Raw genomic sequence first — 24,375 nt, forward strand, 5'->3', positions numbered from 1 at the left:
TATTGCCGATTTTGGCGGTTTTGCAGTTGCTTTTTTCTTGGAAAGAGTGGGAGTATCGCCCCAGCGGGCGGTCAAAAAGCACCGCCCCATAGAGCCGTTTCGGAACGACGGCCGGGACCATAAAGAGAGGACTATCATGCGTATTGCACTGCGTATCGCGCTCGCCGCATCGGCTGCGCTGCTGACGCTCGGCGTAGCCCAGGCCCAGGAAAAGACCCTGCGGATCGGCACCGAAGGCGCCTATCCCCCCTTCAACAACCTCACCGCGGATGGCCAGCTTGTCGGCTTCGACATCGACATCGCCAAGGCGCTCTGCGATGAAATGAAGGTCAAGTGCACCTTCGTCGCCCAGGATTGGGACGGCATCATTCCAGCCCTGCAGGCCGGCAAGTTCGACGCCATCGTCGCTTCGATGTCGATCACGCCGGAGCGGCAGGAGAAGGTCGACTTCTCGCACAAATACTACAACACGCCCTCGGCGCTCGCGGTGCCGAAGGATTCGCCGCTCAAGGGCGTGACCAAGGAAGACCTTGCCGGCAAGAACATCGGTGTCGCCACCACGACGACGCATTTCAACTATGCCTCGAAGACCTATACGGACAGCACCGTCAAGGGCTATCCGAGCAGCCCCGAGGAACAGGCTGACCTGGCCAATGGCCGTCTCGATGCCATCGAGGACGATATCGTGGTGCTGCAGCAGTGGCTGGATACGCCTGATGGCGCCTGCTGCAAGATCCTCGGCCAGCCCTCGCCGCAACCGGTCGAAATCTTCGGACCTGGCGCCGGCATCGCCGTTCGCAAGGGTGACACCGACCTGGTCAACAAGCTGAATTCCGCCATCGACGCCATCCGCGCTAACGGAAAATATAAGGAAATCAACGATAAGTACTTCAAGTTCGACGTCTACGGCGCCGAGTCCTGATAGTTTATTGCCAAGGCGGCGGGGGTCCCCTGCCGCCTTGTTCATCTCGGGAGCGCCGTGGGGTAAGACCAGTCAATGCCAGCCCAAAGCATATGGACACTGCTCAGTTGGGGACCGGAAGGCTGGAGTGACGATATTGCCTATGGCGCGTTGATTACCATCGCGCTTGCCCTTGCAACGCTGCCGATCGGTCTGACGATCGGCTTTTTCGTCGCCTGGGCCAAACAATCCGAAGAACCGTCGCTGCGGGCGGCCGCCAACATCTACACCACCGTGTTTCGCGGCCTGCCGGAACTGGTGACGCTCTTCCTGTTCTTCTTCGGCATGCCCATCCTGCTGCAATACGTCATCCGCCTCTTCAAGCCCGAGGCGACGATCGACGTCGACAGCTTCATCGCCGGCATGATCGTGCTGTCGCTGATCTTTTCCTCCTATGCCAGCGAAGTGTTTCTTTCCGCCTTTCGCGCCATTCCCAAGGGCCAGTATGAGGGCGGCTACGCGATCGGCCTGTCGACATGGCTGACCATGCGCAAGGTGATCCTGCCTCAGCTGCTGCGCATCGCCTTTCCAGGCCTTGAGAATTGCTGGCTCAGCCTGCTCAAGGACACCGCCCTGGTCTCGGTCGTCAACCTCGCCGAAACCTTGCGCAACGCCGGCGTGGCGGCGCGTGTCACCAAACACGCCTTCCTGTTCTACAGCGTGGCCGCGCTGGTTTTCCTTGTGCTGGCAATCCTGTCGTCGATCGCGACCGGGTTCATCTTGCGCTCGCTCGGGCGGAGGGAAGCGCGATGAGCGTCAGCCAAGCCATCTCCGTCGACCGGCCGCCGCCGCGGGCACGCGGCTGGCCGCGCACCCGTATCGTCGGGTACGCGCTCGTCGGCCTCTGGATTCTCTTCGGCCTCGGTATCCTCGCCTATCTCATCTATGCCTGGAATGGCGAGTTCTTTGCCAGATATGCGCCAGCCTATCTGCAGGGCCTGTGGACGACGCTGTCGCTCGTTGCGATCTCGATGGTGGTCGGCGCGATCTTTTCGTTGCCCGTCACCTATGGCCGCATGTCGAAGAGCCGTTTCCTGTCCGGCCTCGCCTACTGCTACGTCTACTTCTTCCGCGGCACGCCACTGCTGGTTCAGGTCTACCTCGTCTACTATGGCTTGGGCTCTTTCCGGCTGCAGCTTGAATCCGTCGGGTTGTGGTGGTTCTTCCGCGAGGCCTTCAACTGCGGCGTCTTCGCCTTCGCGCTCAACACCGCTGCCTACCAGGCCGAGATCCTGCGCGGCGCCATAGAGAGTGTGCCCAGGGGCCAGTGGGAGGGCGCCGCCTCACTCGGCCTGCACAAGCTGCAGACGCTGCGCAAGGTCATCCTGCCGCAGGCGTTCATCGTGGCCTTGCGGCCCTACGGCAATGAACTGGTTCTGATGATCAAGGCTTCGGCGATCGTCGCCATCATCACGGTCTATGACCTGATGGGCAATGCAAAGCTCGCCTACGCCAAATCCTTCGACTTCCAGGCCTATGTCTGGGTCGCCATCGTCTACCTGGTGATGGTCGAGATCCTGCGTCATGGCGTCGAATGGATCGAGCGCCGGATCACCATTCACCTGCACCGCTGAGGCATCGCCGAAACCGCTCCTGACCGGCCTGTGCCAGTCGATGCGGCGGCACGCGCCTTGACGAATTCGCCGCATGGCCTAGAGCTTCCGCAACTGAAAACTCTGTTTCGCCGGAAGGACAAGGCATGGCATCGGTGGCATTTCTCGGTCTTGGCGTCATGGGCTATCCCATGGCCGGACACCTGAAGAACAAGGGCGGCCACGACGTCACCGTCTACAACCGCACAGCCGCGAAGGCCGAGCAATGGGTCGCCCAACATGGCGGCAGCCATGCCGCGACACCGGCGCAGGCAGCCGAGGGCAAGGATTTCGTCTTTTCCTGCGTCGGCAATGACGACGATTTGCGCTCGGTGACCACGGGACCGGAAGGCGCCTTCAAGGCGATTAAGAAAGGCTCGGTCTTCATCGACAACACGACCGCCTCGGCGGAAGTCGCGCGCGAACTGGCCGAAGCCGCGCAAGTGGGCGGCTTTTCCTTTCTCGATGCGCCGGTCTCCGGTGGCCAGGCCGGCGCCGAAAATGGCGTGTTGACGGTCATGGTCGGCGGCGATCAGGCAGCCTTCGACAAGGCCAGGCCGGTCATCGACGCCTTTGCCCGCATGGTCGGGCTGATGGGGCCGGCGGGCGCCGGCCAGTTGACCAAGATGATCAACCAGATCTGCATCGCCGGGCTGGTGCAGGGACTGTCGGAAGGCATCCATTTCGGCAAGAAGGCCGGGCTCGACATCGAGAAGGTGATCGAGGTGATTTCCAAGGGCGCCGCCGGCTCCTGGCAGATGGAGAACCGGCACAAGACGATGAACGCCGGCAAGTATGATTTCGGTTTCGCCGTCGACTGGATGCGCAAGGATCTCGGCATTTGCCTTGAAGAGGCCGACCGCAATGGCGCCAGGCTGCCGGTGACCGCCCTTGTCGACCAGTTCTACAAGGACGTGCAGGCCATGGGCGGCAAGCGTTGGGACACATCCTCCCTGCTGGCGCGACTGGAGAAGTAGGCGACAATGTCCCTGCCTGCTCCAGGCTGGACCGCGAACGACATCATCGCGCATCTGCGTTCGATCGGAACCGAGGAAAACCGCGCCGGCATGGCGCGGTTCGGCATCAACACCACGACCGCGCTCGGTATCGGCAATGCGGACTTGCGGCCGTTGGCGCGCAAGCTGAAGCGCAACCACGAGCGAGCGCTGGCGCTGTGGGACAGCGGCATACGCGAGGCGCGGCTGATGGCGGCTTTCACCGGCGAGCCGAAGAAGATCACCATCCAGGAGTGCCGCCGCTGGGCCGGCGATTTCGATTCCTGGGAGATCGTCGACACCGTCTCCGATCTGTTCGTGGATACGCCGTTCTGGCGCCATCTGGTCGCGGAGTTTGCCGCCGACGAGCGTGAATTCGTCCGCCGCACCGCCTTCGCCATGCTGGCATGGGCGGCGGTGCACTTGAAAAAGGAACCCGACGCGACCTTCCAGTCCTACCTGCCATTGGTCGAAGCCCATTGCAGCGATGAGCGGAACTTCGTCCGCAAAGCGGTCAATTGGGCGCTGCGGCAGATCGGCAAACGGTCAATGGCTTTGCACGCCCCTGCCCTTGCGCTGGCGCACAGGCTTGCCACCTCCACGGACAAGACGGCACGCTGGATCGGCAAGGATGCGGTGAGAGAACTTTCGCATGCCAAAACGCACGAACGCCTCGCCGCCAGAAAGGCCTGACGAGTTGAGGTTTGCCGCGGCCGGATATCGCCGACATGTGATGGGGCTCGTGCATTGACGCCACCCGCCGTCGCGTCTTTACTCGCCCGCAAAGGATGCGGCCATGAACCATCTCAAATCGATCATTGCGCTCGCCGCCGCGCTTGCCCTCTCCACGGCCGGCGCTTCGGCCGAGACCGCGCACATCTTCTGGAAGGATTTGCGCCCGGCAACGCAGGCGGTCGCCGAAGACGCCGGCCTGCCGATGATCGCGGCGAAACTGCCAGATCATGGTGAGACGCTGTCGGTCGCCCTGCAGGACAAAACCATTCAATTAGCCGGCTATGCATTGCCGGTCGATCGCGACGGCGACCTCGTCTATCAGTTCCTGCTGGTGCCGTGGACCGGGGCGTGCAGCCACATGCCGACGCCGCCGCCCAACCAGATCGTGCTGGTCACGCCAGCCCGTCCGTACAAGATGACGGAGGCCTACGAAGCGGTCTCCGTCACCGGCGCCATGAAGCCGGACATGGAGAAAAGCCAGCTGTTCATTCTCGACGGCGTCAGCGTCATCCAGTCCGGCTATAGCGTGCGCAAAGCCGATGTCGTGAGCGTCGACACAGTTCCGGATTCGGTCGTGTTGCCGGTGAACTCGCCCTGGAGCTTCCTCAACAAGAAGAAGAACTAAGCGTCGGCCTCAGGCCGCGTTCGCGCCCGACTCCTTGTCCAGCACCATATAATCGAGCGGGATTTCGGTCGTGTACTTGATCTGCTCCATGGCGAAGGACGACGACACGTCGCGGATCTCGATCTTGGCGATCAGCCGCTTGTAGAAGGCGTCATAGGCCGCGATGTCGGGCACGACGACGCGCAGCAAGTAGTCGACGTCGCCGCTCATGCGGTAGAATTCTACCACCTCCGGAAATTCCTGGATGACCTCGGAAAACCGGCGCAGCCATTCATGGCTGTGCGAATTGGTGCGGATCGACACGAAGACCGTGACCCGCACATTGACTTTTTCGTGGTCGAGAATGGCGACGCGCCGCTTGATAACGCCCTCTTCCTCGAGCTTCTGGATGCGCCGCCAGCACGGCGTGGTCGACAGGCCGACTTTCTTGGCAACGTCGGCGACCGCGAGCGTCGCGTCCTCCTGCAAGAGGCGGAGAATTTTTCGGTCAAGGCGATCCATCGGAGGCTCCTGGTGGAATAGTTTCGCTATATTCCCTTTTATTTGGCCCATCTACAAGAAAGAAATTCTGCCGCCAGCGTCTAAAGCGAGTGATTTCTTGCTGAATGCCTAGCCGAGGCGATAGCGGATTTCCGACCGCAGGAAAGGCAGCAAATCCATTTCAAACCACGGATTCTGCTTCAACCAGCCCGTGTTGCGCCAGGACGGATGCGGCAGCGGCAGTACTTTGGGGCCGACGGAATTCTCCCAGATGGCGCGCCAGTCCATCACCGTTTCCGTCAGCGAGGCGCGCCGCGCCGCGCCCATGTGCCAGGTCTGCGCATAGATGCCGATCGTCAGCACCAGGTCGATGCGCGGCATCAGCGCCATCAAGGGCGCGCGCCAGGCCGGGGCGCATTCGCGCCTCGGCGGCAGGTCGCCGCCCTTGGCGTCTTGTCCGGGAAAGCAGAAGCCCATCGGCACGATGGCGAATTTCTCGAGGTCGTAGAATTCCTCGCTGGTCACACCGAGCCAGTTGCGCAGGCGGTCGCCCGAGGCATCCGTGAAGGGCATGCCCGACAGATGCACCTTGGTTCCAGGCGCCTGGCTGGCGATCAGGATGCGGGCGTTGGACGAGGGGCGCAGCACCGGTCGCGGCCCGTGCGGCAGCGGCTTGCCGACGGGATTGTCGACGCAGATGCGGCACGCGCGGATCGTCGCGGCGAAGCTATCCAGGTCCATGCTCAAGCGGCGGCACTCGGCCGGCTGGAGACAGCCTGATGCCAACGCAACACATTGGTGCATTCCTCCGGCACCTTGATGCGTGCCGGCTTCATGAAATCGATCGCGATCAGGCCGGTTATGTCGGCAATCGAATAGCTGTCGCCGGCGGCGAATTCACGGCTGCTGAGTTCCGCATCGAGCAACTCGAGAAACTCCACCGCCTTCGGCTTGTTGGCCTCGCCCCATTCGGGAATCTGCGGGATTTCCCATTCCTTCATGGCCGGATGGATGTGGCGGAAAGCCTGCGTGACACTGCTGAGCAGGTTGAACTCCATCCGCCTCTGCCACATCTCGACCTGCGCCTTGCCAAGCGCGCCGCGTCCGAACAATGCCGGCTCGGGATGAAGTTCCTCGAAATAGCGGCAGATGGCGACGGATTCGGTGAGGATGGTGCCGTCGTCAAGCTCCAGAACCGGCAGACGCCGCAACGGATTGCGCGAGCTGACCGATTGCTGCTTGTGCTCCAGCGCGCCCATGTCGACCGGCACCAGCGGAACCGTGATCCCCTTCTCGGCGAGGAAAATGCGAACCCGCCGCGGGTTGGGCGCCCGGCCGCCGTCAAAGAGCTTCATGTCCATCCTCCTTTTCCTCACGCCATACGAGATTTCACCAGAAGCGGAAGATCTCCCGCACGGCATCACCAATCGACGCCAGCCTGCCGTGTTTCCGCTCCACGACCGCGCCATGATGGCTGTCGCGCCAGTCCTGTGGCCGATCGAACGTGCCCGCCCAGATACCGGCCCTTGCCGCGCGGGCAATCGCTTCCTCACTTTCGAAATCACCATAGGCGACGGCCCAGCCCGCTTCGACCTGGGCGCGGTTGAGGTCGGTGCCGCCGGCCTTGCAGTCGCCAAGCAACCGGCCATAGCGATCGCTCTGCCAGCCGCTGCAGATGACCGGCCTGCCGGCGATCAGCCGCACCAGGGACTGGCGCGCCAGCGTGCCACAGGCATAATCGGCCCCGTTCCTGCGGCAGGTCTGCGTGTATTCCGGGGCGTCGATGCCGCGCATCCGGATGCGCTCGGTGCCGAGCGTGATCGAATCGCCGTCATTGATGATGGCGCTACCTTGCGTCTTGCGCGTCTCCACCCGGTCGAGACGCGCCGCGAGCAGGATCAGCAGTCCCAGAATGATGGTGGCCAACGCATAGTCGAGCAGCTTGCGCCACGGGCTTCTCGGGCGCGGCGCCGCGTACCGCCTGCGCGACCTCGGCGACCACGAACGGCTCATATGGCAAACGGTTGGTTAATCATTCGAACGTAGCTTAACACCTTGAAATCGCTGCGCGCATAAATTGAAGCTTTTGATGCCCTTGCAACGCTCGAACACAGCGGACAAGTTCATTGTGGACCGCAGGAAACGGCATCGCAACACCGATGTCGCGCGCGCGGTGCGCAAGACGCGCGACCGTCTTTCGCAGCAGGCCGGCAATCCCGATTTCGATCGGGAACTGCTGAAGCTTCACGCACGGGCCATGACAAGCGGCGCGGTGGTTATCCCGCTGCTCGTCCTGGCAATCGCCGCGGCGGGCCGGTTCGCCGGCGTCGGAAACGAGATCGGGCTCTGGGCGCTGTTCACGCTCACCGCCCATACCATTGTCGCCTTCATGGCGAGGCGGATCGAGCGGACGGAAGCTTCCGCGCTCAACCCATTGCAAACGCGACGAGAATTCCTGGTCGCGCATTTTCTTTGCGGCCTCGGCTGGGCCTGGTTCGTTTTGCTGGGCTGTGGCGCGTGCGCGGTGGATCAGTTCCAGGTGGCCAAGGCGGTGGTGCTGCTGCTCGCCATGGCATCGACCGCGGTGATGGCCTCGTCTCTGGGTGGAGCTCTTTTGGCGACCTTTGCCGTTCCGGTGGCGCTCTATGCCTATGCCGGGGTGAAGCTGTGGATGCCGGTCGAAGCGATCATGGCCGGGCTGCTCGTCGTGTCGCTGCCTTTCTTCGCCTATATCGCCCGCCATCTCAACCTGTCCTCCTTGATGCTGCTGTCGTTTCGCTCCGAAAAGGATGCGTTGATCGCCGAAGTGGAGACGGCGAAGTCGATGTCGGACGAGGCGCGGCGGCGGGCCGAGGACGCCAATCTGGCAAAGTCGCGCTTCCTCGCCTCGATGAGCCATGAATTGCGCACGCCGCTCAACGCCATTCTGGGTTTTTCCGAGGTGATGGCGAACGAGGTGCTGGGGCCGATGAGCAATCCCACCTATCGCGACTACGCCCATGACGTGCATGATTCCGGCCAGCACCTGCTCGACCTGATCAACGAGATCCTCGACCTGTCGCGTATCGAGGCTGGCCGCTACCAGCTCAACGAGGAGCCGGTCATGCTGCTCAACATCGTCGAGGATTGCTGCCATATGATGGAACTCAAGGCACGCAACAAGGATATCCGCGTCGTCCAGGACTTCGAACAGACATTGCCGCGGCTGTTCGCCGACGAGCGCGCCGTGCGCCAGATCACGCTCAACCTTCTGTCCAATGCCATCAAGTTCACCGCCACCGGCGGCGAAATCCGCGTCCGGGTCGGCTGGACGGCGGGCGGCGGGCAATACATTTCGATTCGGGATAACGGCCCGGGCATCCCAGAAGACGAGATCCCGGTCGTGCTTTCAGCCTTCGGCCAGGGTTCGATCGCCATCAAGAGCGCCGAGCAAGGCACCGGGCTTGGCCTGCCGATCGTGCAGGGGCTGCTCGCCATGCATGGCGGCGAGTTCGAACTTCACTCCAAGCTGCGTGAAGGCACCGAGGCGATCGCCATCTTCCCGCTGAGCCGGGTGATGGAAGAACTGCCGGCGCTGCCGACAGCCGCGGTGGCCGCACGACGCCGGTAGCGGACCTCGTCTGCGCCCGGTGTTGGGCGTGGTTATCCCCGAACAGCCGCCGCCATGCCTGAACTGGTCAGTGCCGCGGCCTTGACCAGCCCGGCCGCAAGGGCCGCTCCCGCCCCTTCTCCATGGCTGATGCCGAGATCAAGCAACGGACGCAACCCAATGTGTTCGGCGGCCCTTGCATGCGCGGGCTCCGGCGACAGGCTGGCAAGGAGACAATGATCGAGCGCGACGGGGTTAGCCGCATACAATACCGCCGCGGCAGCCGTTGCCGCGAAGCCGTCGAGCAGCACCGGTATCTGCTGCATCCGTGCCGCCAGGATGGCGCCGGATATCGCCGCGAACTCGCGGCCTCCGACCCGGCGCAGCGCTTCGAGCGGATCTTCCAGACGGGCGCCGTGAAAGGCCAGCGCCGCATCGACCACCTCTGCCTTGCGGGCCTGCATCGTCGCATCGGCGCCCGACCCCGGGCCAACCCAGTCGGCACCCCTGCCCCCGAACAGCGCGGCCAACAGGGCGGCGGCGACGGTGGAATTGCCGACGCCAAGATCGCCGAGGCAAAGCAGATCGGTGCCGCCGGCGATTGCTTCCATGCCGAAGGCCATGGTGGCCGCGCAACCGCGCTCATCGAGCGCGGCGTCTTCGGTGATATCGCCGGTCGGGATGTGCAGGGCAAGATCGAACACCTTCAGGCCGAGGTCGTTGGCGATGCAGATCTGGTTGATCGCCGCACCACCGGCCGCGCAAAGTTCGACGGCGTTGGCGGTCGCCGCCACCGGCCGTGGCGAAATGCCATGCCTGACAACGCCATGATTGCCGGCAAAGACAGCCATCAAGGGCCTCGTCACGAGAGGCGGAGCGCGACCGCTCCATGCGGCAAGCCATGCGCCGATGTCCTCGACGCGGCCAAGCGAATTCACCGGCTTGTCGGCCTTGGCAAACAGCGCGCGCACGCGCGCCTCGGCTTTGAGGTCCGCGGGCGGCAAATTGTCGAGCAGGTTGCGGAAATCGTCGAAAGGCAGTGCACTGGTCATGTCGCGAACAATCATTCCTGGATGTTGGCGAGCGGCATAGCCGCGTTGCGTGATCGGCACAACCTCCTCGATCGTCCTTCCCGGTTTGCCGCAAAGGCGGCCATGGACGGCGCTATCGCGAGGGCTTGCATTGGCTTTGCCGTTGCACCATGTGGAGATGGAAGAGCGGACTCCGAACGGGGTCCTCCAGAGAAAGTCATGACGGTCATCGAGTCTCCCTGCATCCTGGTCTGTTCGATCGATATGAAGACCGGCTTCTGCTTCGGTTGCGGCCGCACGCGCGAGGAAATCGGCGCCTGGATGGGAATGACGCCCGAGACGCGCCGCAATGTGATGGCCGAACTGCCGGCCCGGCTGGAAACCGTCGAGCGCCGGCCGCGCCGCGAAACGCGCCGCACCCGCATGGCGCGCGAACGCGACGCATTCTAGCGAGGACGGATGAGCAGCCGGCTGTTCTGGATTGTGATGGCGATGATCGGTGTGGGAGCGGTGCTGCTCATGCTCAACGATTCCGCCGGCAGCACGCTCGGCGTCGACAATGACGATTTCGGCCGGCTGATCTGGCTCGGTGCCTTCGGCGCCCTCATCGGCGCCGGCTTGCTGCGGTCGGCTCCGCTGGGCGTGATGGCCCGCAACCTCGGCACCTGGGCGGCTATCGTGCTCGTTCTGATCGCCGGCTATCAATATCGCTACGAGCTGCAGGACGTCGCCAGCCGGGTGACCGCGGGCCTAGTTCCCGTCAGTCCCCTGGCGCTCGGCGTCGAGGACGGCCACGCGACGGTGACCCTGGACAAGGCCGACAACGGTCACTTCGAGGCGCGCATTCTGGTCAATGGCAATCCGGTGCGGGCCGTCGTCGACACCGGCGCGACCAGCACCGTATTGACTTCGGAGGACGCTCAGGCCGCGGGCTTCAATCCGGCGGCGCTGAACTACACCATACCGGTTTCGACCGCCAACGGCATGGCGCGCGCCGCGGCGGTCAAGACCAACGAGCTGGCAATCGGCGGCATCGTGCGCAAGGATATGTCGGTGATGGTCGCCGCGCCCGGCATGCTCAGCCAAAGTCTGCTCGGCATGAACTTCATCGGCTCGCTCTCGGGCTTCGATGTGCGCGGCGATCGTATGATTCTGCGCGACTGAGGTCAGGCCGCTTCGTCGGCTGCCGCCCTACCGAATTCGACGGCTACGAAAGCGCTCTTCAGTATCTCCGGCCCGGCGCCGGGCCGGGTCGCGTCGGTGGACAGGATCTGGCGGTAGCGGCGCGCGCCGGGCAGTCCGTGAAACAACCCGACCATATGGCGGGTGACATGGCCGAGCCTGCCGCCCTGTTCGATATGGCGAGCCGCGTAGTCCGCCATGGCATCGATCAGTGCCGCGAAATCGAACGCTTCCGGCCGCACTCCGTAGAAGGCGGCATCAACACCTGTCAAAATGCCTGGCGTGTGGTAGGCGGCGCGGCCAAGCATGGCGCCATCGACATGATCGAGATGCTCGCGCGCCTCTTCAAGCGACTGAATACCGCCATTGATACCGATGAATTCGTTCGGATTTCCCGCCTTCAATCGATAGACCCTGTCATAATCGAGCGGCGGGATGTCGCGGTTTTCCTTGGGGCTCAGCCCTTCCAGCCACGCCTTGCGTGCGTGCACCCACAAGGCATCGGCGCCGGCATCGAAAACGCCATTCGCCAGCGCATCGAGCGCCGGCTCCGGATCCTGTTCGTCGACGCCGATGCGGCATTTGACCGTGACCGGCACCGCCACCGCCGCCTTCATGGCGGCGACGCAAGTTGCGACGAGGTCGGGCACCTTCATCAGGCAGGCTCCGAACGTGCCGGACTGGACGCGATCGGACGGGCAGCCGACGTTGAGGTTGATCTCATCGTAACCGAAGGATTCGCCGATGCGTGCGGCCTCGGCAAGTTTTCCCGGATCCGAACCGCCAAGCTGCAGGGCGACCGGATGCTCCGCCTCATCGAAGCCAAGCAGCCGCCCGCGCGCGCCGTGGATGACCGCGTCGGCCACCACCATTTCGGTGTAGAGCAGCGCATGGCTCGTCAGCCGACGATGGAAGAACCGGCAATGCCGGTCCGTCCAATCCATCATCGGCGCAATGGCGATTTTTGCATTCAACATGTTATTCGGATTGGCTATCCCGATGATCCATCCACCTGGATCGGATCTTGCCGCGACATGTAGCGTATTTATTGGCCCATTCAAACTGCCGCCCGGCCTTGGCTACCGGCAAAGGGCCTGCCCGGAATGCGCGGACACAACCGCCATCGCGCCCGCAACGGACGCGATCCAACCCTGCAAGGCAGCGCGGCGCTTACCGCCGCAGCGCGTGTATGCTCGCCATGCTGTTGCCGCCCATCGGCAATGCCATGTCGTCGTCAAGAAGCCGCGTGATCCGGGCAAATCCGGTGAACGCCTTTCTGGCTTCCTCCGCCGACATCTGTCCAGACAGGGCGGCCGAACAGCAATTCAGCGCACACTGATACACCGGCCCACGCCGTCCCGTCGGCCATTTACGCAAGAAAACCATCGCCTCGGCGACACTATCCACCTCTTCCACAGGATGCCCCTGCCCGCGCGATATCCGCACGGGCGAAAAGAAATGCAGGTAGTCCATAGCTTCCTCCCGGTCGATCGCGATGCGCTCGATCGAACCCTATCAAACGTGCTGTCCGGCGGTTGGTTCCACGCGGAAAACTGAATTTTGAAGAAATTTTTCCGGCCGGATGCTGCAGTCGATGCCGGTCGAAATGAGCCCTACACCGTCGGAAAGTGGCACGCCACCTTGCGGCCGGGCCTGAATTCCCTCACCTCTGGCCGCTCCGTGCGGCACCGCTCCGCCGCTATCGGGCAGCGGGGATGGAACCGGCAACCGGATGGCGGATCGAGCGGGCTTGGCACATCGCCCGTGAGGATGATGCGCCTGCGCGTGCCGCTGGGTGTCGTCTCCACGACGGGAACCGCCGAGATCAATGCCTGGCTGTAGGGATGGGCCGGGGTCGAAAACACCTCCTCCGCCGGTCCGTCTTCGACGATCGAGCCGAGATACATGACCGCGATGCGGGTCGAGACCTGCCGCACGACCGAAAGATCGTGAGCGATGAAGACATAGGTCAGGTCCAGCTTCTCCTGGAGGTCGGCAAGCAGGTTGACGATCTGCGCCTGTACGGACACGTCGAGCGCGGAGACCGGTTCGTCGAGAACCACGAGATCGGGATTGAGGGCGATGGCGCGCGCTATGCCGACACGCTGGCGTTGCCCGCCCGAGAATTCGTGGGGGTAGCGCATGACATGGTCCGGCAGCAGCCCGACGAGGTCGAACAGTTCCGCGACGCGGCTGGCGATCTCGCGCGACGAAAGCTTGCCATGGATGCGCAGCGGTTCGGCCACGAGGTCGCCGACGCGCCGGCGCGGATTGAGCGAGGCCGACGGGTCCTGAAACACCATTTGCAGGCGCCGCCGCAACGGCCGCAGTTCAGACAGCGACTTCGAGGTGATGTCATCGCCTTCGAACAGAAGCTCACCATCCGAAATCTCGTAGAGCCTGACCAGGCAGCGCGCCAGCGTGGACTTGCCACATCCGGACTCGCCCACCAACCCGACGGTTTCGCCGCGCCGCACCGTCAGCGAGACATTGTCGACCGCATGGACGGTTCGCCTGCCTTCGGCGGAAAAACGGGTGCCGATCGAGAAGCGTTTGCCGAGCGAACGTGTTTCGAGGATCGGACGGTCTTTGTCGGTCATCGGCCCGCTCATGCTTGTGCCACCCGGTAGCAGGCCGCCGCGTGCGTGGCGGCGCCAAGATCGGGCTTGCCGGTCAGGCAGGGTTCGTACCGGACCGGACAACGCGGACCGAAGGCGCAGCCTTGCGGCAATCGCAGCAGCGATGGCGGTGACCCGGGAATGGCCGGCAGGCGGCGGGGTTTTGCACCGGTCAACGGCGGGATCGAACCAAGCAATGCACGGGTATAGGGGTGCCGCGGGTCGGAAAACAGCGCCGTACGGCTGCCGCGTTCGACGATGCGGCCCGCATACATGACCATGACCCGATCGGCGAGTTCGGAGACCACGCCCATGTCATGCGTGATGAAGACGACGGCCGATTTGTGCGTCGCGCGCAGCTTGCGCACGAGATCGAGAATGCCGGCCTGCACCGTGACGTCGAGCGCGGTGGTCGGCTCGTCCGCCACCAGCAGCGCCGGGTTGCACGACAGCGCCATCGCGATCACCGCCCGTTGGCGCATGCCGCCGGAGAGCTGGTGCGGGTAGCGCGACATCGCTTCGTGCGGGTTGGGGAAATTCACCTCCGCCAGCAGTTCCTCAACCCGCTCCATGGCCTTGGATTTGCTGATGTTTCGATGCGCGCGGATCTGTTCGGCGATCTGCCAGCCGATCGTGTAGACCGGGGTCAGCGCCGTCATCGGGTCCTGGAAGATCATCGCGATCTCGTTGCCGCGCAGGCGCCTGAGTTCGCGCGGGGGCAGCCCAACCAATTCGCGGCCCTTGTAGCGGATCGAGCCTTCGATGACGGCGTTGGGGTCGGTGATGAGCCCCATCACCGCCAGCAGCGACACTGTCTTGCCCGAGCCGGATTCGCCGACGACGCCGAGGATCTCGCTTTCCGCGAGGTCGAAGGAAACGCCGTCGATGGCCCGCACCAGCCCGTCATCGGTTCGAAACGATACTTTGAGATCGCGCACCGACAATATCATGATGTCCTCAGGCGCGGATCGAGAAGGATGTAGACGAAATCGACCACCGCGTTTGCGACCACCACGAACATGGACGCGTACATCACCGTCGCCATGATCATCGGCAGGTCGAGGTTCTGCAGCGCGTCATAGGTGAGCTTGCCGATGCCGTGCAGCCCGAACACCACCTCGGTCAAAAGCGCCGAGCCGCCCACCAGCGCGCCGAAATCGAGGCCGAACAGGGTGACGAAGGCGATGAGCGACGTGCGCAAGGCATGGCGCAGCAGGATGCGAGTCTCCGACAGACCCTTGGCCCGGGCCGTGCGGATATAGTCTTCCTGCAGGGACTCGATGATCGCCGCGCGCAGGACGCGCCCGTAGATGCCGATATAGAGGATGGCCAGCGTGATCCAGGGAATGACCAGTGTCAGGAACCAGCCCTTGGGATCGTCGGAAAAATTCTTGTAGCCGAGCGGCGGCACCCAGGAGAAGGCCCAGCTGTCGTGATAGCGGCTCTGGGTGATCAGGTTCATCACCTCGCCCAGCCAGTAGACCGGCATGGAAATACCGAGCAAACCCAACGCCATCAGCAGCCTGTCCAGCCAACTGTCGCGTGTGGCGGCGGCAACGATGCCAATGACGATGGAGACAACCACCCACAGGATCGCCGCGCCGAACACCAGCGACAGCGTGACGGGAATCGAATCCATGACCGCCGGCACCACCTTCCAGCCGCGATTGACGAAGGAGGTCAGATCTCCCGTGACGAAGATCTTCTCCATCATCGTCACATATTGCACGTAGAGCGGCCGGTCGAAGCCGAAGCTGTGACGAACCGCTTCCAGCACTTCGGGCGAGGCATTGCGGCCGGCGATGCGTGCGGCGGGGTCGGCACCCGGCGTGGCGAAGAAAATCAGGAAGACGATGACCGAGATGCCGAACATCACGAACAGCATCTGACCGAAACGACGCAGGATGGCATAGATCATCAGTCGCGCCCCAGCCGAACCTTGGAGCGCGGGTCGAGCGCGTCACGCAGCCCGTCGCCGAAGACATTGAGGGTCATGACGGAAATCGCGATCGCCAGGCCAGGCGCCAGCGCCACCAGCGGCCGTGTGTAAAGCAGCGCCTGCCCGTCCTGGATGATGGTTCCCCAGCTCGCCGCGGGCGGCTGGACACCGATCGACAGGAAGGAGAGCGCCGATTCGGTAAGCATGTTCAACGCCATCATCAGCGGTATGAACACGATGAGCGTGGTGGTGATGTTGGGCAGGATGTCGCGCCACAAAATCCGCCACCCCGGTACGCCCAGATTGATCGCGGCCAGTACGAACTCGCTGTGGCGCAGCGACAGAACCTGCCCGCGTATCGGCCGCGCTACATAAGGCACGTAGACGATGCCGATGATGATGACCGGCAGCCACAGGCTGCCGGACTCGATTTCGATCGGTCCGATCGAAATGCCTTGCGAAATTGTGACGATGGCAAGCGAAATCGCCAGGAGATAGATCGGAAACGCCCACAGTACATCCAGGAAGCGCGACAGCACCGTGTCGGTGATGCCACCGAAATAACCGGCGACCAATCCCGCCGCCGTGCCGAGGATCAAGGTGAAGATGGTGGCGGCTCCGGAGATCAGCAGCGAACTCAGCCCGCCATAGAGCATCCGGGCCATGACATCGCGCCCCTGGCTGTCGGCGCCGAGGAAGTAATTGCCGAGCCGCCAGGTCGGGCCGATCGGCGTGTAGCCAAGCCCGAGTCCCTCCGTTGATTGTTCCATCACCGCAACGTCGGCGCCGTCGATCTGGATGACGGCGTCGAGCGTCGAGGCGAAGGGGTCGGTTCCTGCCCAGTTGGCGTAGAGGGGCGCACTGAAACAGGCAAGGACAATGAGGAGGAACACGGCCAGGGACGCCATGGCGGCCCTGTTTCTTGCCAGCTTCGCGAACGCGACGGCCCAGGGCCCTCGCGTCCTGCGCGACATGGCAGCGACTTGGTTCGACACGGGACGTGCCCCTCCGCGGTTCGTTACTGCACCCAGGCCCTTACTGCACCCAGGACTGGGTGATCATCCAGTTGAACTGCCGGTTGAACTTGAAATTGCCCACGCGCTTGCTGACGAAGTCAAGTCGCTTCGGGGTGAAGAGGCCGACGGCCGGCGCCTTGTCCGTGACCTGCCTGTCGATTTCAGCCCACATCTTGTCGGCGGCCTTCTGGTCGGTAACGCCGAGATCCAATGCCTTCTGCATCTTGGCGTCGATATCCTTGTCGCAGAAACCGGCGATGTTGATCGAAGCGTCCGACCCCTCGCGGAACGAGGCGCAGCTGAACAGGATGTTCAGGAAGTCCGAGGCCGCGGGATAGTCCTTGTACCACTGGGTGACGGACATCTGCACTTTGTTGTTGGTGTTCTGGATGTAGGTGAACTGGATGTTGGACGAGATCGGCTTGACGTCGGCGACATAGCCGATGGTGGTCAGCACGCTCTGCAGATAGACGCCGATCGACCGGGAAATGGCCGTGTCCTCGACGATGATGGTCACCTTCTGGCCCTTGGTGCCGGATTCCTCGACCAACTGCTTTGCTTTGTCGAGGTCAGGCGCCGACCATTTGGTGCCGGGGTTCTTGGTGAAAGGGCAGTAGTCTTCGTGGCCGGGGAAATCCGGAGGCAGGACCTGGCAGACCGGCGAGGCGAGCACCTTGCCGCCGAACAGCTTGACCAGCGTGTTGCGGTCGATCGCGTAGGCAACGGCCTGGCGCGCCTTTTCATTGTCGAACGGCGCCAGGCGATTGTTGAGCGGCGCATACCACCACGCCGAAAGCGGCGAGATGTGGAGCTGGTCCATGGCCTTTGTGCCGAGTTCGCCAAGGCGATCGCTGGGCAGCGCATCGAACATCCAGTCGGCTTCTCCGTTCTGGATGGCCGTCACCGCGGCTTCCTCGGAAAGGCCGAAATCATACTGGACGACGTCGGGATAACCGTCCGGCTGCGCTTCCTCGCTCCACTGCTTGAAGTTCGGGTTGCGGGTCACCGTCATGCCCTTGTTGGGATCGAAGGCGGAGATCATGTAGGCGCCGGTGCTGGGAATGGGCTTGGAACCCATGTCTTCCGCTGGCGTATCGGCCGGCAGGACGACGGCGTGCGGCAAGGCAAGCTTGTAGAGAATCTCGGCGTCCGGCTTGGTGAGATTCAACGTGATGGTGCCGGCCGCTTCGTCGCCGACGACGCCGCCTTCCAGCGTACAGCTCTTGGTGTCGGCGAGGCATTTGTCGGCGCCGACGATGCCGGCATAGAACGTGCCCGAGGTCGGTCCCGAGACCTTGAAGATGCGCTGGAAGGAAGCAACGACGTCTTTCACGCCGAGATCCTTGCCGTCGGAGAACTTGATTCCCTTGCGCAGTTTGAAGGTGAAGGTCTTGCCGTCATTGGTCACCTCGGGCAGCGCCTCGGCCAGGTCTGGGACGATGGTGAAGCCGTCCATGCCCTCGGCCTTGCGGAAAGCGACCAGCCCGTCATAGATCGGCTGGTACATCTGCCAGCCCTGGTCCGTGTAGTTGATGTGCGGATCGAGCGTTCCCGCCGCCGAGCGGGCCAGCAGCCGAATGGTGCCGCCGCGATGTTCCTTGAGGTATTCGGCCTGCGCCGGCGCCAGCCACATCCCAGCCAGCAATGCCGCGGCCGAGGCCGCCAGAAGCAGTTTCTTCATGTTGTAGTTCCCCTTTTCTCAGTTGTCGTTGTCGTCCAGGAAGTCTCCCACCACGCGCATGCAAAGATCCTGCTCTTCGACATGCGGCATATGGCTGGAATGCTCGAAAATCCGCCAGCGCGATCCCTTGATGCCGTCCTCGAAAGGCTGCACGGTCGCCGGCGTGGCCTCGTCGTAGCGGCCGGAGATGATCAGCGTGGGAACATCGATGGCGGGCAAGCGGTCGATGATGCTCCAGTTCTTCAGCGTTCCGATGACATGAAATTCGTTCGGACCGTTCATGACGTTGTACACGGTCGGATTGCGCACGACCTGGGCGAAGGTCTCCGTGACCTCGCGCGGGAACGGAACGACCCGGCAGACATGCCGCTCGTAAAACACCAACGTCGCGGCCTGGTAGTCCGGATGATCCGTCGTGCCGGCCTGCTCGTGCCGGGTCAACGTCTCCTGTACGTCCACAGGCAGGTCGGCGCGCAACCGGCTGGCCTCCTCGACCCACAGCTTCATGGAAGCCGGTGAATTGGCGATGGTCAGCGACTTCAAGCCCTTCGGCCGCGTCACCCCATATTCGGCACCCAGCATGCCGCCCCAGCTTTGTCCAAGGACATGGAAGCCGCCACGGATGCCGAGATGATCGATGAGGTTTTCAAGTTCGTCGATGAACAGCCTGGGCGTCCAGAAATCGGCGCCCTTGTCGGGCAGCAAGGTGGAATTGCCGCACCCCAACTGGTCGTAATGGATGACGGCACGGCCTGTTCGGGCAAGAAGCTTGTAGGCATCGACGTAATTGTGGGCGGCACCTGGCCCGCCATGCAGGATAACGACCGGAGCCTTGCCGGCATCGAGCGCGCCGCTGATCCGATACCAGGTTTCGTAGTCGCCGAAGCCGGCCCGTCCTTCGCTGGTGACGATCTCCGATGACATTCCGATCTCCTGAATGTTTGAAGGCATGTCGCTGGCCACCTAGTTTGCAACCCGGCTCGCTCGAACCCATTCTTCCAGCATCTGCACGCCGAATGCCGTGGCGCCTTCTCGGCCCAGCGGCTGATCCTTGCCGGTCAGTTCCTTGCCGGCGATGTCGAGATGCACCCAGGGCCGATCCTCGGTGAAGTGGCGCAGGAACGCCGCGGCGTAGGGGGCGTCGCCATCTTCCATGTCCTTGGCGTGATGCCGCAGGTCCGCGAAGGGTGATTGGAGCCCCTCGTCGTAAGCCCGGTCGAGCGGCAGCTGCCAGAACCGCTCGCCGACCTTCTCGCCGGCCGCGATCATCCGCGAGGCGATGGCGTCGTCAGTGCTGAAGAGGCCGGCGAACACCGACCCGAGACCCCGCATGACGGAATAGGTCAGAGTGGCGAGGTCGACGATCACCGACGGGTTGAAGCGCGAGGCGGCGTAATAGAGGCAGTCGGCCAGAATGAGCCGTCCTTCCGCATCCGTGTCGAACACTTCCACGGTCTGCCCGGATGCCGTCGTGATGATGTCGCGCGGCTTGAGCGCGGTGCCTGACGGCATGTTCTCGGCAATGCCGAGCACGCCAACCACGTGCACGGGGCTGCCTTGCCGGGCGAGTGCGATCAGCAGGCCGACCACCGCGGCCGCGCCGCCCATGTCGGCCTTCATGTCGAACATCTGCTCGCCGCGCTTGATGCAGAGGCCGCCGGAATCGAAACAGACGCCTTTGCCGACGAAGGCCAATGGCTGTGCTGGGGCGCCCTTGCCGCGATAACGCAGGACCGCGACGCGCGGCGGCCGCACCGAGCCCGACCCCACGGCCAGGATGGCGTTCATGCCGAGTTCCCCGAGCCTCGCCGCATCGAGGATCTCGACGTCGATGCCAGCCTCGCGCAACGGCTCCAGATGATCGTGGAAATTGTCGGGATGAAGATGGTTTGGCGGCAGGTTGACAAGCGTGCGCGCGTATTCGACGCCATCGGCGATGGCATTGATCCGCGCCAGCGCCGAATTCAGCTCCGCACCGCCGGCTCCGACCAGTTGCACCCGCAGGGTCCGATCGGCCCCTGCTCCCTGGCGCCGGTTGCGCATGTCGAAACGATAGCGCCGCAGCCGCATGCCGAGTGCGATGCGCGCCATGATTTCGGCGCCGGGCAGATCGACGCCCGCGATGGGGTCCAGGACCAGGGTAGCCGCGCATTCCCCTTTGCCTTCCAGATGCGCGGCCAGCAGACCGCCGGCGCGCGACAATGACAGTGCGGTGACGGCCTCGGCCTTGCCCAAGGCCAGGACAATCACGCGCCGGGCCGATACCGCCTGGGGCGCGATGACATCGATACAGGTGCCGGCTTCAGCCAGGACGGCCACATCGGAGCAGGCTCGGGAGAGGATCCCGCCCGTTTCCGTGTCCAGTGCCGTTGCCCGTGGGCCAAAACCCGTCTGGGCAGTCTGCAAGATCACAACGACGGAGGTTTCCGCGGAAATCTCGTCCGCCGTTTCAAAGACCGGCACTGGCGATTGAGGCATAAGCGGGCATTCTCCTCATTGGCGGGGCCTTGGCCGAGGCATCGCTTGCAATTGGCGCAATGCTTTGCCCGCCACCGGTGCAGGCCGGTCAAACCGGTCGCCGCCGTTGGTGGAATGGTGCCGAAGTTCCCGAATAGTCGTTTTCTTGAGACGACTTAGTTGCTCTTGCCTCTTGGGTATCCCTGAACGACCCATGCGATCAAACGCCAATTTTGTCCATGTCGATTGACAAAAACTCAACTGACAATTCATGATCGGCCAATGGCTCTACCCTCACTCAATGGCATGCGCGCTTTCGAGGCCGCGGCACGTCTCGGAAGCATCAAGGATGCGGCCGAGGAGCTGCATTTGACGCCCTCGGCCATCAGCCGCCACATCCGCGCACTCGAACGCAATCTCGGCCAGGACCTGTTCGAGCGCGGCTTTCGCCAGATCACGCCGACCATTCGAGGCTCGTATTATGCACGCAGCCTCTCCGAGGCGTTCGAGGCCATCTGGCGCGCCACCGACGATGTCAGCCTCATCGACGGCCCGAGCCACGGCAGGACCCAGCGTGTCCGGGTTCTCTGCGTGCCCGCTGTCCTGAACCTTTGGCTGGCGGACCGGTTGCCGAATTTTCGCCGGTTGCATCCAGCGGTGGATCTGGAGATCTCGACATCGGGCAAGCGGGCCAATTTCGATTTGGCCATCGTCGACGAGTTCGTCTACAAGGCCGGCCCGGCCCTGACGCTGCTGATCCCGCTGGTGCTGACGCCGGTCTGCGCGCCCTCGCTGCTCGATGGGCCGATGCCGCTGCGCTCGCCCGCCGACCTGGTCAACCACCACCTGATCCACGAATGCGAGAGCATGCGATGGAAGCGCTGGCTGGAGCAGGAAGGCGTGTTGGACACGACGCCGAAATCCAGCACGACGCTGGACGATTGCACGCTGATCATGCGCGAGGCGATCAATGGTGCCGGAATAGCGCTTGCCGACACGATGATGGCCCAGGATCTGCTGCAGCAAGGCAAGCTTGTCGCCCCGTTCAGCGCCCGCCATACCTATCCGGCCGGCATCTACCTGCATCAGCGCCGCAGCATCGGCAACAAGCCGGGTACCGGCCTGTTTCAGGATTGGCTGCTTTCCGAAGTCGAGGACCACAAGCGGGTGATGGCCATCGCCTAGGCAGCTGCGCTTGCCGACGGAAGTCGGGAACGCGCCTTCCCTCGAATTGAAGCCGTGGATCGAAACTCGAATCAACAGACAGGCGCTTTTCAAAAGCGGCTCACCACCACGGCCCATTGATAATCGCGGTTCGCATTGAATATCTTTAAGCCCAAAGCCGGCAAATCGGTTGCTTGTCGGTTCCCCTGCGTCAGGCGTAACCTGTGCGGTCAACGCGTGAGGGCGCGTGCTGCAAGAAGGGGATATTGCAATGACGATACAAGGCGCATCGCCTGACCTGTATAATGAAGACCTCGCTCCGGCCAAGGTTCGAAACTGGGGACCGTTCTCGATCTTCAATGTCTGGACGTCGGACGTCCATAGCCTGTGGGGCTACTACCTCGCCGCCAGCCTGTTTCTGTTCTGCGGCGGCTTCGTCAACTTCATCATCGCCATCGGCATCGGTTCGCTGATCATCTACGCGCTGATGAACATGGTCGGCTACGCCGGTGTGAAGACCGGTGTGCCCTACCCCGTGCTCGCCCGCGCTTCCTTCGGCATCTGGGGCGCCAACATTCCGGCACTGGTGCGCGCCATCGTCGCCTGCTTCTGGTACGGCGCGCAGACGGCCGCCGCCTCCGGCGCCATCGTCGCATTGCTCATCCGTTCGCAATGGTTCGCCGATTTCAACGCCAACACGCATTTCCTCGGCCATTCCGGCCTGGAGGTGATCTGCTTCGTGGTCATCTGGGCGCTGCAGTTGCTGATCATCCAGAAAGGCATGGAAACGGTGCGCCGCTTCCAGGATTGGGCCGGGCCTGCCGTCTGGGTGATGATGCTGCTCCTGGCCATTTATCTCTGCGTCAAGTCAGGAACCTTCGCCTTCACCAGCGACATTCCGATGGACGTGCTTCTGGAAAAGACCAAGGACGCCGGCGTGCCGGGAACGCCGGGTTCGTGGACGTCGCTGTTCGCTGTGGCCGCGATTTGGGTAACCTATTTCTCGGCGCTCTATCTCAACTTCTGCGACTTCGCCCGCTATGCCCCGGACCAGGCGGCGCTGCGCAAGGGCAATATCTGGGGCCTGCCGGTCAACCTGATCCTGTTCTCGCTTGTCGCCGGCGTCACCACCATCGCCGCCTATGACGTCTACCACGAGGTGCTTTTGCACCCCGACCAGATCTCGGCGAAATTCGACAGCTGGTTCCTGGCCGCGCTGGCCGCACTTACCTTCGCGGTGGCAACGCTTGGCATCAACGTCGTGGCCAATTTCGTCTCGCCGGCCTTCGACTTCTCCAACGTCTTCCCGCGCCAGATCGACTTCAAGAAGGGCGGCTATATCGCCGCTGTCATCGCGCTCGTGCTCTATCCGTTCGCGCCGTGGGATGGCAGCGCCGCCTCTTTCGTCAACGTCATCGGCGCGACGATGGGGCCGATCTTCGGCGTGATGATGGTGGATTATTATCTGATCCGCAAAGGTGAGGTCGATGTCGAGGCGCTGTACCGCGAAGACGGTGAATTCCGCTTCCAGGGCGGCTGGCATGTCAACGCCTTCATCGCCGCCGGTATCGGCGCCATCTTCTCCTCGATCCTGCCGAACTTCACCAACTGGCTGCCGTCCTGGTGGGGCGTCTATGGCTGGTTCTTCGGCGTGGCGATCGCCGGTGTCATCTACTACGTGCTGCGCACGGCAGCCGTTAGTGCCGGCGCCAAGACGGCGAAGGCCTGACGGAGCAAATAGCGGGGCGGCCTTGAGCCGCCCCCTTACGTCGCGACCATTTCGGCCAGTTTGCGTATCGTGTTCCAGTTGCGCGAGGTACCGACGCCCAGCCGTTTATGGTTGGCTGCCGCGAGCAGGCGCGAACTTGGCCGCTCTCGTGAAAAGGCGACCCAGATGTCGCCGCCGACCAAGTGCACCTTTTCATCCTCGGCGGCACGGGTCCGAAGCTCCGATATCGCATCTTCGGCCACAGCCTTGCGCATGACGCGCACCGCCACCTGGTCGCCGGCATCGACCGATTCGGCCGGGAACGGATTGCTGGCTGCGAGTTTCAGCCAATCCCCGGCGCTACGGACAATGATGTCGACGTGGCGGCCGAAGGCGCGTTCGAAGGCGGATTCCAGCCGCTTCTCAAGCGTGGCGATCGAAGTCTTTCCGCTCTCGAAGACCAGATTGCCGGTCGCCACCAAGGTGCGGACATTCTTCAGTCCGAGGCCTTCCGCCATCGCCTTGAGGTCCGACATGACAACCCGCCGCCCCTCTCCCAGGATAATGCTGTAGAGAAGCGCGACATAGGTTTGCATGGAAGC

At 63.2% G+C, this 24,375-nt stretch carries 26 protein-coding genes; 11 read left to right on the top strand and 15 right to left on the bottom strand.

Annotated features, from left to right (window positions below; all coding sequences use genetic code 11):
- The first annotated feature begins 136 nt into the window (after nucleotides 1–136).
- The 6 genes from FJ948_RS00785 (at nucleotide 137) to FJ948_RS00810 (ending at nucleotide 4,908) form a co-directional block, all read left to right on the top strand.
- A complete protein-coding gene (locus FJ948_RS00785) occupies nucleotides 137–922 on the top strand; it encodes an ABC transporter substrate-binding protein (RefSeq protein ID WP_140701272.1) in 786 nt (261 codons plus the stop codon).
- 75 nt (nucleotides 923–997) lie between these two features.
- On the top strand, nucleotides 998–1,714 hold the full coding sequence (locus FJ948_RS00790) for an ABC transporter permease (protein WP_140701274.1): 717 nt from the start codon (nucleotides 998–1,000) through the stop codon (nucleotides 1,712–1,714).
- The gene (locus FJ948_RS00795) at nucleotides 1,711–2,535 is read left to right on the top strand and encodes an ABC transporter permease (RefSeq protein ID WP_140701276.1); all 825 of its coding nucleotides are present in this window, start codon (nucleotides 1,711–1,713) and stop codon (nucleotides 2,533–2,535) included. The genes FJ948_RS00790 and FJ948_RS00795 overlap by 4 nt, the downstream gene beginning before the upstream one ends.
- Nucleotides 2,536–2,660: 125 nt before the next feature.
- The gene (locus FJ948_RS00800) at nucleotides 2,661–3,530 is read left to right on the top strand and encodes an NAD(P)-dependent oxidoreductase (protein WP_140701278.1); all 870 of its coding nucleotides are present in this window, start codon (nucleotides 2,661–2,663) and stop codon (nucleotides 3,528–3,530) included.
- Nucleotides 3,531–3,536: 6 nt separating this feature from the next.
- Nucleotides 3,537–4,241, top strand: coding sequence for a DNA alkylation repair protein (locus FJ948_RS00805; protein ID WP_140701280.1), 705 nt, complete (start codon nucleotides 3,537–3,539; stop codon nucleotides 4,239–4,241).
- Nucleotides 4,242–4,344: 103 nt separating this feature from the next.
- Nucleotides 4,345–4,908: a DUF3299 domain-containing protein gene (locus FJ948_RS00810; protein WP_140701282.1), complete on the top strand. Its 564-nt coding sequence runs from the start codon at nucleotides 4,345–4,347 to the stop codon at nucleotides 4,906–4,908.
- A gap of 9 nt (nucleotides 4,909–4,917) precedes the next feature.
- On the opposite strand, the gene FJ948_RS00815 is transcribed toward FJ948_RS00810, so the two are convergent.
- The 4 genes from FJ948_RS00815 to FJ948_RS00830 all read right to left on the bottom strand — a co-directional run bounded on the left by FJ948_RS00815 (nucleotide 4,918) and on the right by FJ948_RS00830 (nucleotide 7,401).
- A complete protein-coding gene (locus FJ948_RS00815; protein ID WP_006205209.1) occupies nucleotides 4,918–5,409 on the bottom strand; it encodes an Lrp/AsnC family transcriptional regulator in 492 nt (163 codons plus the stop codon).
- 108 nt (nucleotides 5,410–5,517) lie between these two features.
- On the bottom strand, nucleotides 5,518–6,192 hold the full coding sequence (locus FJ948_RS00820) for a uracil-DNA glycosylase family protein (RefSeq protein ID WP_140701284.1): 675 nt from the start codon (nucleotides 6,190–6,192) through the stop codon (nucleotides 5,518–5,520).
- Complete coding sequence (locus tag FJ948_RS00825; protein WP_140701286.1) at nucleotides 6,132–6,743, bottom strand: glutathione S-transferase; 612 nt, start codon at nucleotides 6,741–6,743, stop codon at nucleotides 6,132–6,134. Before FJ948_RS00825 ends, FJ948_RS00820 begins: the two co-directional genes overlap by 61 nt.
- Before the next feature lie 34 nt (nucleotides 6,744–6,777).
- Nucleotides 6,778–7,401 (bottom strand): thermonuclease family protein, encoded by a 624-nt coding sequence (locus tag FJ948_RS00830; protein ID WP_140701288.1) that lies wholly within the window; start codon nucleotides 7,399–7,401, stop codon nucleotides 6,778–6,780.
- 76 nt (nucleotides 7,402–7,477) lie between these two features.
- Between FJ948_RS00830 and FJ948_RS00835 the strand changes: the two genes are divergently transcribed.
- Complete coding sequence (locus FJ948_RS00835) at nucleotides 7,478–8,998, top strand: ATP-binding protein (RefSeq protein WP_140701290.1); 1,521 nt, start codon at nucleotides 7,478–7,480, stop codon at nucleotides 8,996–8,998.
- Nucleotides 8,999–9,030: 32 nt separating this feature from the next.
- On the opposite strand, the gene FJ948_RS00840 is transcribed toward FJ948_RS00835, so the two are convergent.
- Nucleotides 9,031–10,029, bottom strand: coding sequence for a nicotinate-nucleotide--dimethylbenzimidazole phosphoribosyltransferase (locus FJ948_RS00840; protein ID WP_140701292.1), 999 nt, complete (start codon nucleotides 10,027–10,029; stop codon nucleotides 9,031–9,033).
- Between the two features lie 198 nt (nucleotides 10,030–10,227).
- Here FJ948_RS00840 and FJ948_RS00845 point away from each other — a divergent pair, with 198 nt between their 5' ends.
- Nucleotides 10,228–10,458, top strand: coding sequence for a DUF1289 domain-containing protein (locus tag FJ948_RS00845; protein ID WP_140701294.1), 231 nt, complete (start codon nucleotides 10,228–10,230; stop codon nucleotides 10,456–10,458).
- Nucleotides 10,459–10,467: 9 nt separating this feature from the next.
- A complete protein-coding gene (locus FJ948_RS00850) occupies nucleotides 10,468–11,172 on the top strand; it encodes a TIGR02281 family clan AA aspartic protease (protein ID WP_140701296.1) in 705 nt (234 codons plus the stop codon).
- A gap of 2 nt (nucleotides 11,173–11,174) precedes the next feature.
- On the opposite strand, the gene dusA is transcribed toward FJ948_RS00850, so the two are convergent.
- The 9 genes from dusA to FJ948_RS00895 form a co-directional block, all read right to left on the bottom strand.
- Nucleotides 11,175–12,167, bottom strand: a complete 993-nt coding sequence (gene dusA, locus FJ948_RS00855; protein ID WP_140701298.1) for a tRNA dihydrouridine(20/20a) synthase DusA — start codon at nucleotides 12,165–12,167, stop codon at nucleotides 11,175–11,177.
- A gap of 193 nt (nucleotides 12,168–12,360) precedes the next feature.
- Nucleotides 12,361–12,663, bottom strand: a complete 303-nt coding sequence (locus FJ948_RS00860) for a DUF982 domain-containing protein (RefSeq protein ID WP_140701300.1) — start codon at nucleotides 12,661–12,663, stop codon at nucleotides 12,361–12,363.
- Between the two features lie 140 nt (nucleotides 12,664–12,803).
- Nucleotides 12,804–13,790 (bottom strand): dipeptide ABC transporter ATP-binding protein, encoded by a 987-nt coding sequence (locus FJ948_RS00865; RefSeq protein WP_140701302.1) that lies wholly within the window; start codon nucleotides 13,788–13,790, stop codon nucleotides 12,804–12,806.
- A gap of 8 nt (nucleotides 13,791–13,798) precedes the next feature.
- Nucleotides 13,799–14,758 carry an ABC transporter ATP-binding protein gene (locus FJ948_RS00870; RefSeq protein WP_140701304.1) on the bottom strand — a complete coding sequence of 320 codons (960 nt, stop codon included), beginning with the start codon at nucleotides 14,756–14,758 and terminating at the stop codon, nucleotides 13,799–13,801.
- The gene (locus FJ948_RS00875; RefSeq protein WP_140701306.1) at nucleotides 14,755–15,726 is read right to left on the bottom strand and encodes an ABC transporter permease; all 972 of its coding nucleotides are present in this window, start codon (nucleotides 15,724–15,726) and stop codon (nucleotides 14,755–14,757) included. The genes FJ948_RS00870 and FJ948_RS00875 overlap by 4 nt, the downstream gene beginning before the upstream one ends.
- Complete coding sequence (locus tag FJ948_RS00880) at nucleotides 15,726–16,721, bottom strand: ABC transporter permease (protein ID WP_140702166.1); 996 nt, start codon at nucleotides 16,719–16,721, stop codon at nucleotides 15,726–15,728. Before FJ948_RS00880 ends, FJ948_RS00875 begins: the two co-directional genes overlap by 1 nt.
- A 61-nt stretch (nucleotides 16,722–16,782) precedes the next feature.
- On the bottom strand, nucleotides 16,783–18,444 hold the full coding sequence (locus tag FJ948_RS00885) for an ABC transporter substrate-binding protein (protein WP_140701308.1): 1,662 nt from the start codon (nucleotides 18,442–18,444) through the stop codon (nucleotides 16,783–16,785).
- An 18-nt stretch (nucleotides 18,445–18,462) separates the two neighbouring features.
- Entirely contained in the window at nucleotides 18,463–19,368 is a 906-nt protein-coding gene (locus FJ948_RS00890; RefSeq protein WP_140701310.1) for a proline iminopeptidase-family hydrolase, read from the bottom strand.
- Nucleotides 19,369–19,407: 39 nt separating this feature from the next.
- The gene (locus FJ948_RS00895) at nucleotides 19,408–20,922 is read right to left on the bottom strand and encodes a leucyl aminopeptidase (RefSeq protein ID WP_140701312.1); all 1,515 of its coding nucleotides are present in this window, start codon (nucleotides 20,920–20,922) and stop codon (nucleotides 19,408–19,410) included.
- Nucleotides 20,923–21,183: 261 nt separating this feature from the next.
- On the opposite strand from FJ948_RS00895, the gene FJ948_RS00900 reads away from it, so the two are divergent.
- Together FJ948_RS00900 and FJ948_RS00905 are read left to right on the top strand one after the other, a co-directional pair.
- Nucleotides 21,184–22,086, top strand: coding sequence for a LysR substrate-binding domain-containing protein (locus FJ948_RS00900; protein WP_140701314.1), 903 nt, complete (start codon nucleotides 21,184–21,186; stop codon nucleotides 22,084–22,086).
- A 250-nt stretch (nucleotides 22,087–22,336) separates the two neighbouring features.
- On the top strand, nucleotides 22,337–23,794 hold the full coding sequence (locus FJ948_RS00905; protein WP_140701316.1) for an NCS1 family nucleobase:cation symporter-1: 1,458 nt from the start codon (nucleotides 22,337–22,339) through the stop codon (nucleotides 23,792–23,794).
- 35 nt (nucleotides 23,795–23,829) lie between these two features.
- On the opposite strand, the gene FJ948_RS00910 is transcribed toward FJ948_RS00905, so the two are convergent.
- On the bottom strand, nucleotides 23,830–24,369 hold the full coding sequence (locus FJ948_RS00910) for a DUF1697 domain-containing protein (RefSeq protein ID WP_140701318.1): 540 nt from the start codon (nucleotides 24,367–24,369) through the stop codon (nucleotides 23,830–23,832).
- Between the last annotated feature and the right edge of the window lie 6 nt (nucleotides 24,370–24,375).

The organism is Mesorhizobium sp. B2-3-12 (assembly GCF_006442205.1).
Lineage (GTDB): Bacteria > Pseudomonadota > Alphaproteobacteria > Rhizobiales > Rhizobiaceae > Mesorhizobium.

What these genes read in the sequence shown, in the direction of transcription:
- FJ948_RS00785 (WP_140701272.1), top strand. Translation starts at nt 137, where the DNA reads ATGCGTATTGCACTGCGTATCGCGCTCGCCGCATCGGCTGCGCTGCTG.
- FJ948_RS00790 (WP_140701274.1), top strand. Translation starts at nt 998, where the DNA reads ATGCCAGCCCAAAGCATATGGACACTGCTCAGTTGGGGACCGGAAGGC.
- FJ948_RS00795 (WP_140701276.1), top strand. Translation starts at nt 1,711, where the DNA reads ATGAGCGTCAGCCAAGCCATCTCCGTCGACCGGCCGCCGCCGCGGGCA.
- FJ948_RS00800 (WP_140701278.1), top strand. Translation starts at nt 2,661, where the DNA reads ATGGCATCGGTGGCATTTCTCGGTCTTGGCGTCATGGGCTATCCCATG.
- FJ948_RS00805 (WP_140701280.1), top strand. Translation starts at nt 3,537, where the DNA reads ATGTCCCTGCCTGCTCCAGGCTGGACCGCGAACGACATCATCGCGCAT.
- FJ948_RS00810 (WP_140701282.1), top strand. Translation starts at nt 4,345, where the DNA reads ATGAACCATCTCAAATCGATCATTGCGCTCGCCGCCGCGCTTGCCCTC.
- FJ948_RS00815 (WP_006205209.1), bottom strand. Translation starts at nt 5,409, where the DNA reads ATGGATCGCCTTGACCGAAAAATTCTCCGCCTCTTGCAGGAGGACGCG.
- FJ948_RS00820 (WP_140701284.1), bottom strand. Translation starts at nt 6,192, where the DNA reads ATGCACCAATGTGTTGCGTTGGCATCAGGCTGTCTCCAGCCGGCCGAG.
- FJ948_RS00825 (WP_140701286.1), bottom strand. Translation starts at nt 6,743, where the DNA reads ATGAAGCTCTTTGACGGCGGCCGGGCGCCCAACCCGCGGCGGGTTCGC.
- FJ948_RS00830 (WP_140701288.1), bottom strand. Translation starts at nt 7,401, where the DNA reads ATGAGCCGTTCGTGGTCGCCGAGGTCGCGCAGGCGGTACGCGGCGCCG.
- FJ948_RS00835 (WP_140701290.1), top strand. Translation starts at nt 7,478, where the DNA reads ATGCCCTTGCAACGCTCGAACACAGCGGACAAGTTCATTGTGGACCGC.
- FJ948_RS00840 (WP_140701292.1), bottom strand. Translation starts at nt 10,029, where the DNA reads ATGACCAGTGCACTGCCTTTCGACGATTTCCGCAACCTGCTCGACAAT.
- FJ948_RS00845 (WP_140701294.1), top strand. Translation starts at nt 10,228, where the DNA reads ATGACGGTCATCGAGTCTCCCTGCATCCTGGTCTGTTCGATCGATATG.
- FJ948_RS00850 (WP_140701296.1), top strand. Translation starts at nt 10,468, where the DNA reads ATGAGCAGCCGGCTGTTCTGGATTGTGATGGCGATGATCGGTGTGGGA.
- dusA (WP_140701298.1), bottom strand. Translation starts at nt 12,167, where the DNA reads ATGTTGAATGCAAAAATCGCCATTGCGCCGATGATGGATTGGACGGAC.
- FJ948_RS00860 (WP_140701300.1), bottom strand. Translation starts at nt 12,663, where the DNA reads ATGGACTACCTGCATTTCTTTTCGCCCGTGCGGATATCGCGCGGGCAG.
- FJ948_RS00865 (WP_140701302.1), bottom strand. Translation starts at nt 13,790, where the DNA reads ATGACCGACAAAGACCGTCCGATCCTCGAAACACGTTCGCTCGGCAAA.
- FJ948_RS00870 (WP_140701304.1), bottom strand. Translation starts at nt 14,758, where the DNA reads ATGATATTGTCGGTGCGCGATCTCAAAGTATCGTTTCGAACCGATGAC.
- FJ948_RS00875 (WP_140701306.1), bottom strand. Translation starts at nt 15,726, where the DNA reads ATGATCTATGCCATCCTGCGTCGTTTCGGTCAGATGCTGTTCGTGATG.
- FJ948_RS00880 (WP_140702166.1), bottom strand. Translation starts at nt 16,721, where the DNA reads ATGTCGCGCAGGACGCGAGGGCCCTGGGCCGTCGCGTTCGCGAAGCTG.
- FJ948_RS00885 (WP_140701308.1), bottom strand. Translation starts at nt 18,444, where the DNA reads ATGAAGAAACTGCTTCTGGCGGCCTCGGCCGCGGCATTGCTGGCTGGG.
- FJ948_RS00890 (WP_140701310.1), bottom strand. Translation starts at nt 19,368, where the DNA reads ATGTCATCGGAGATCGTCACCAGCGAAGGACGGGCCGGCTTCGGCGAC.
- FJ948_RS00895 (WP_140701312.1), bottom strand. Translation starts at nt 20,922, where the DNA reads ATGCCTCAATCGCCAGTGCCGGTCTTTGAAACGGCGGACGAGATTTCC.
- FJ948_RS00900 (WP_140701314.1), top strand. Translation starts at nt 21,184, where the DNA reads ATGGCTCTACCCTCACTCAATGGCATGCGCGCTTTCGAGGCCGCGGCA.
- FJ948_RS00905 (WP_140701316.1), top strand. Translation starts at nt 22,337, where the DNA reads ATGACGATACAAGGCGCATCGCCTGACCTGTATAATGAAGACCTCGCT.
- FJ948_RS00910 (WP_140701318.1), bottom strand. Translation starts at nt 24,369, where the DNA reads ATGCAAACCTATGTCGCGCTTCTCTACAGCATTATCCTGGGAGAGGGG.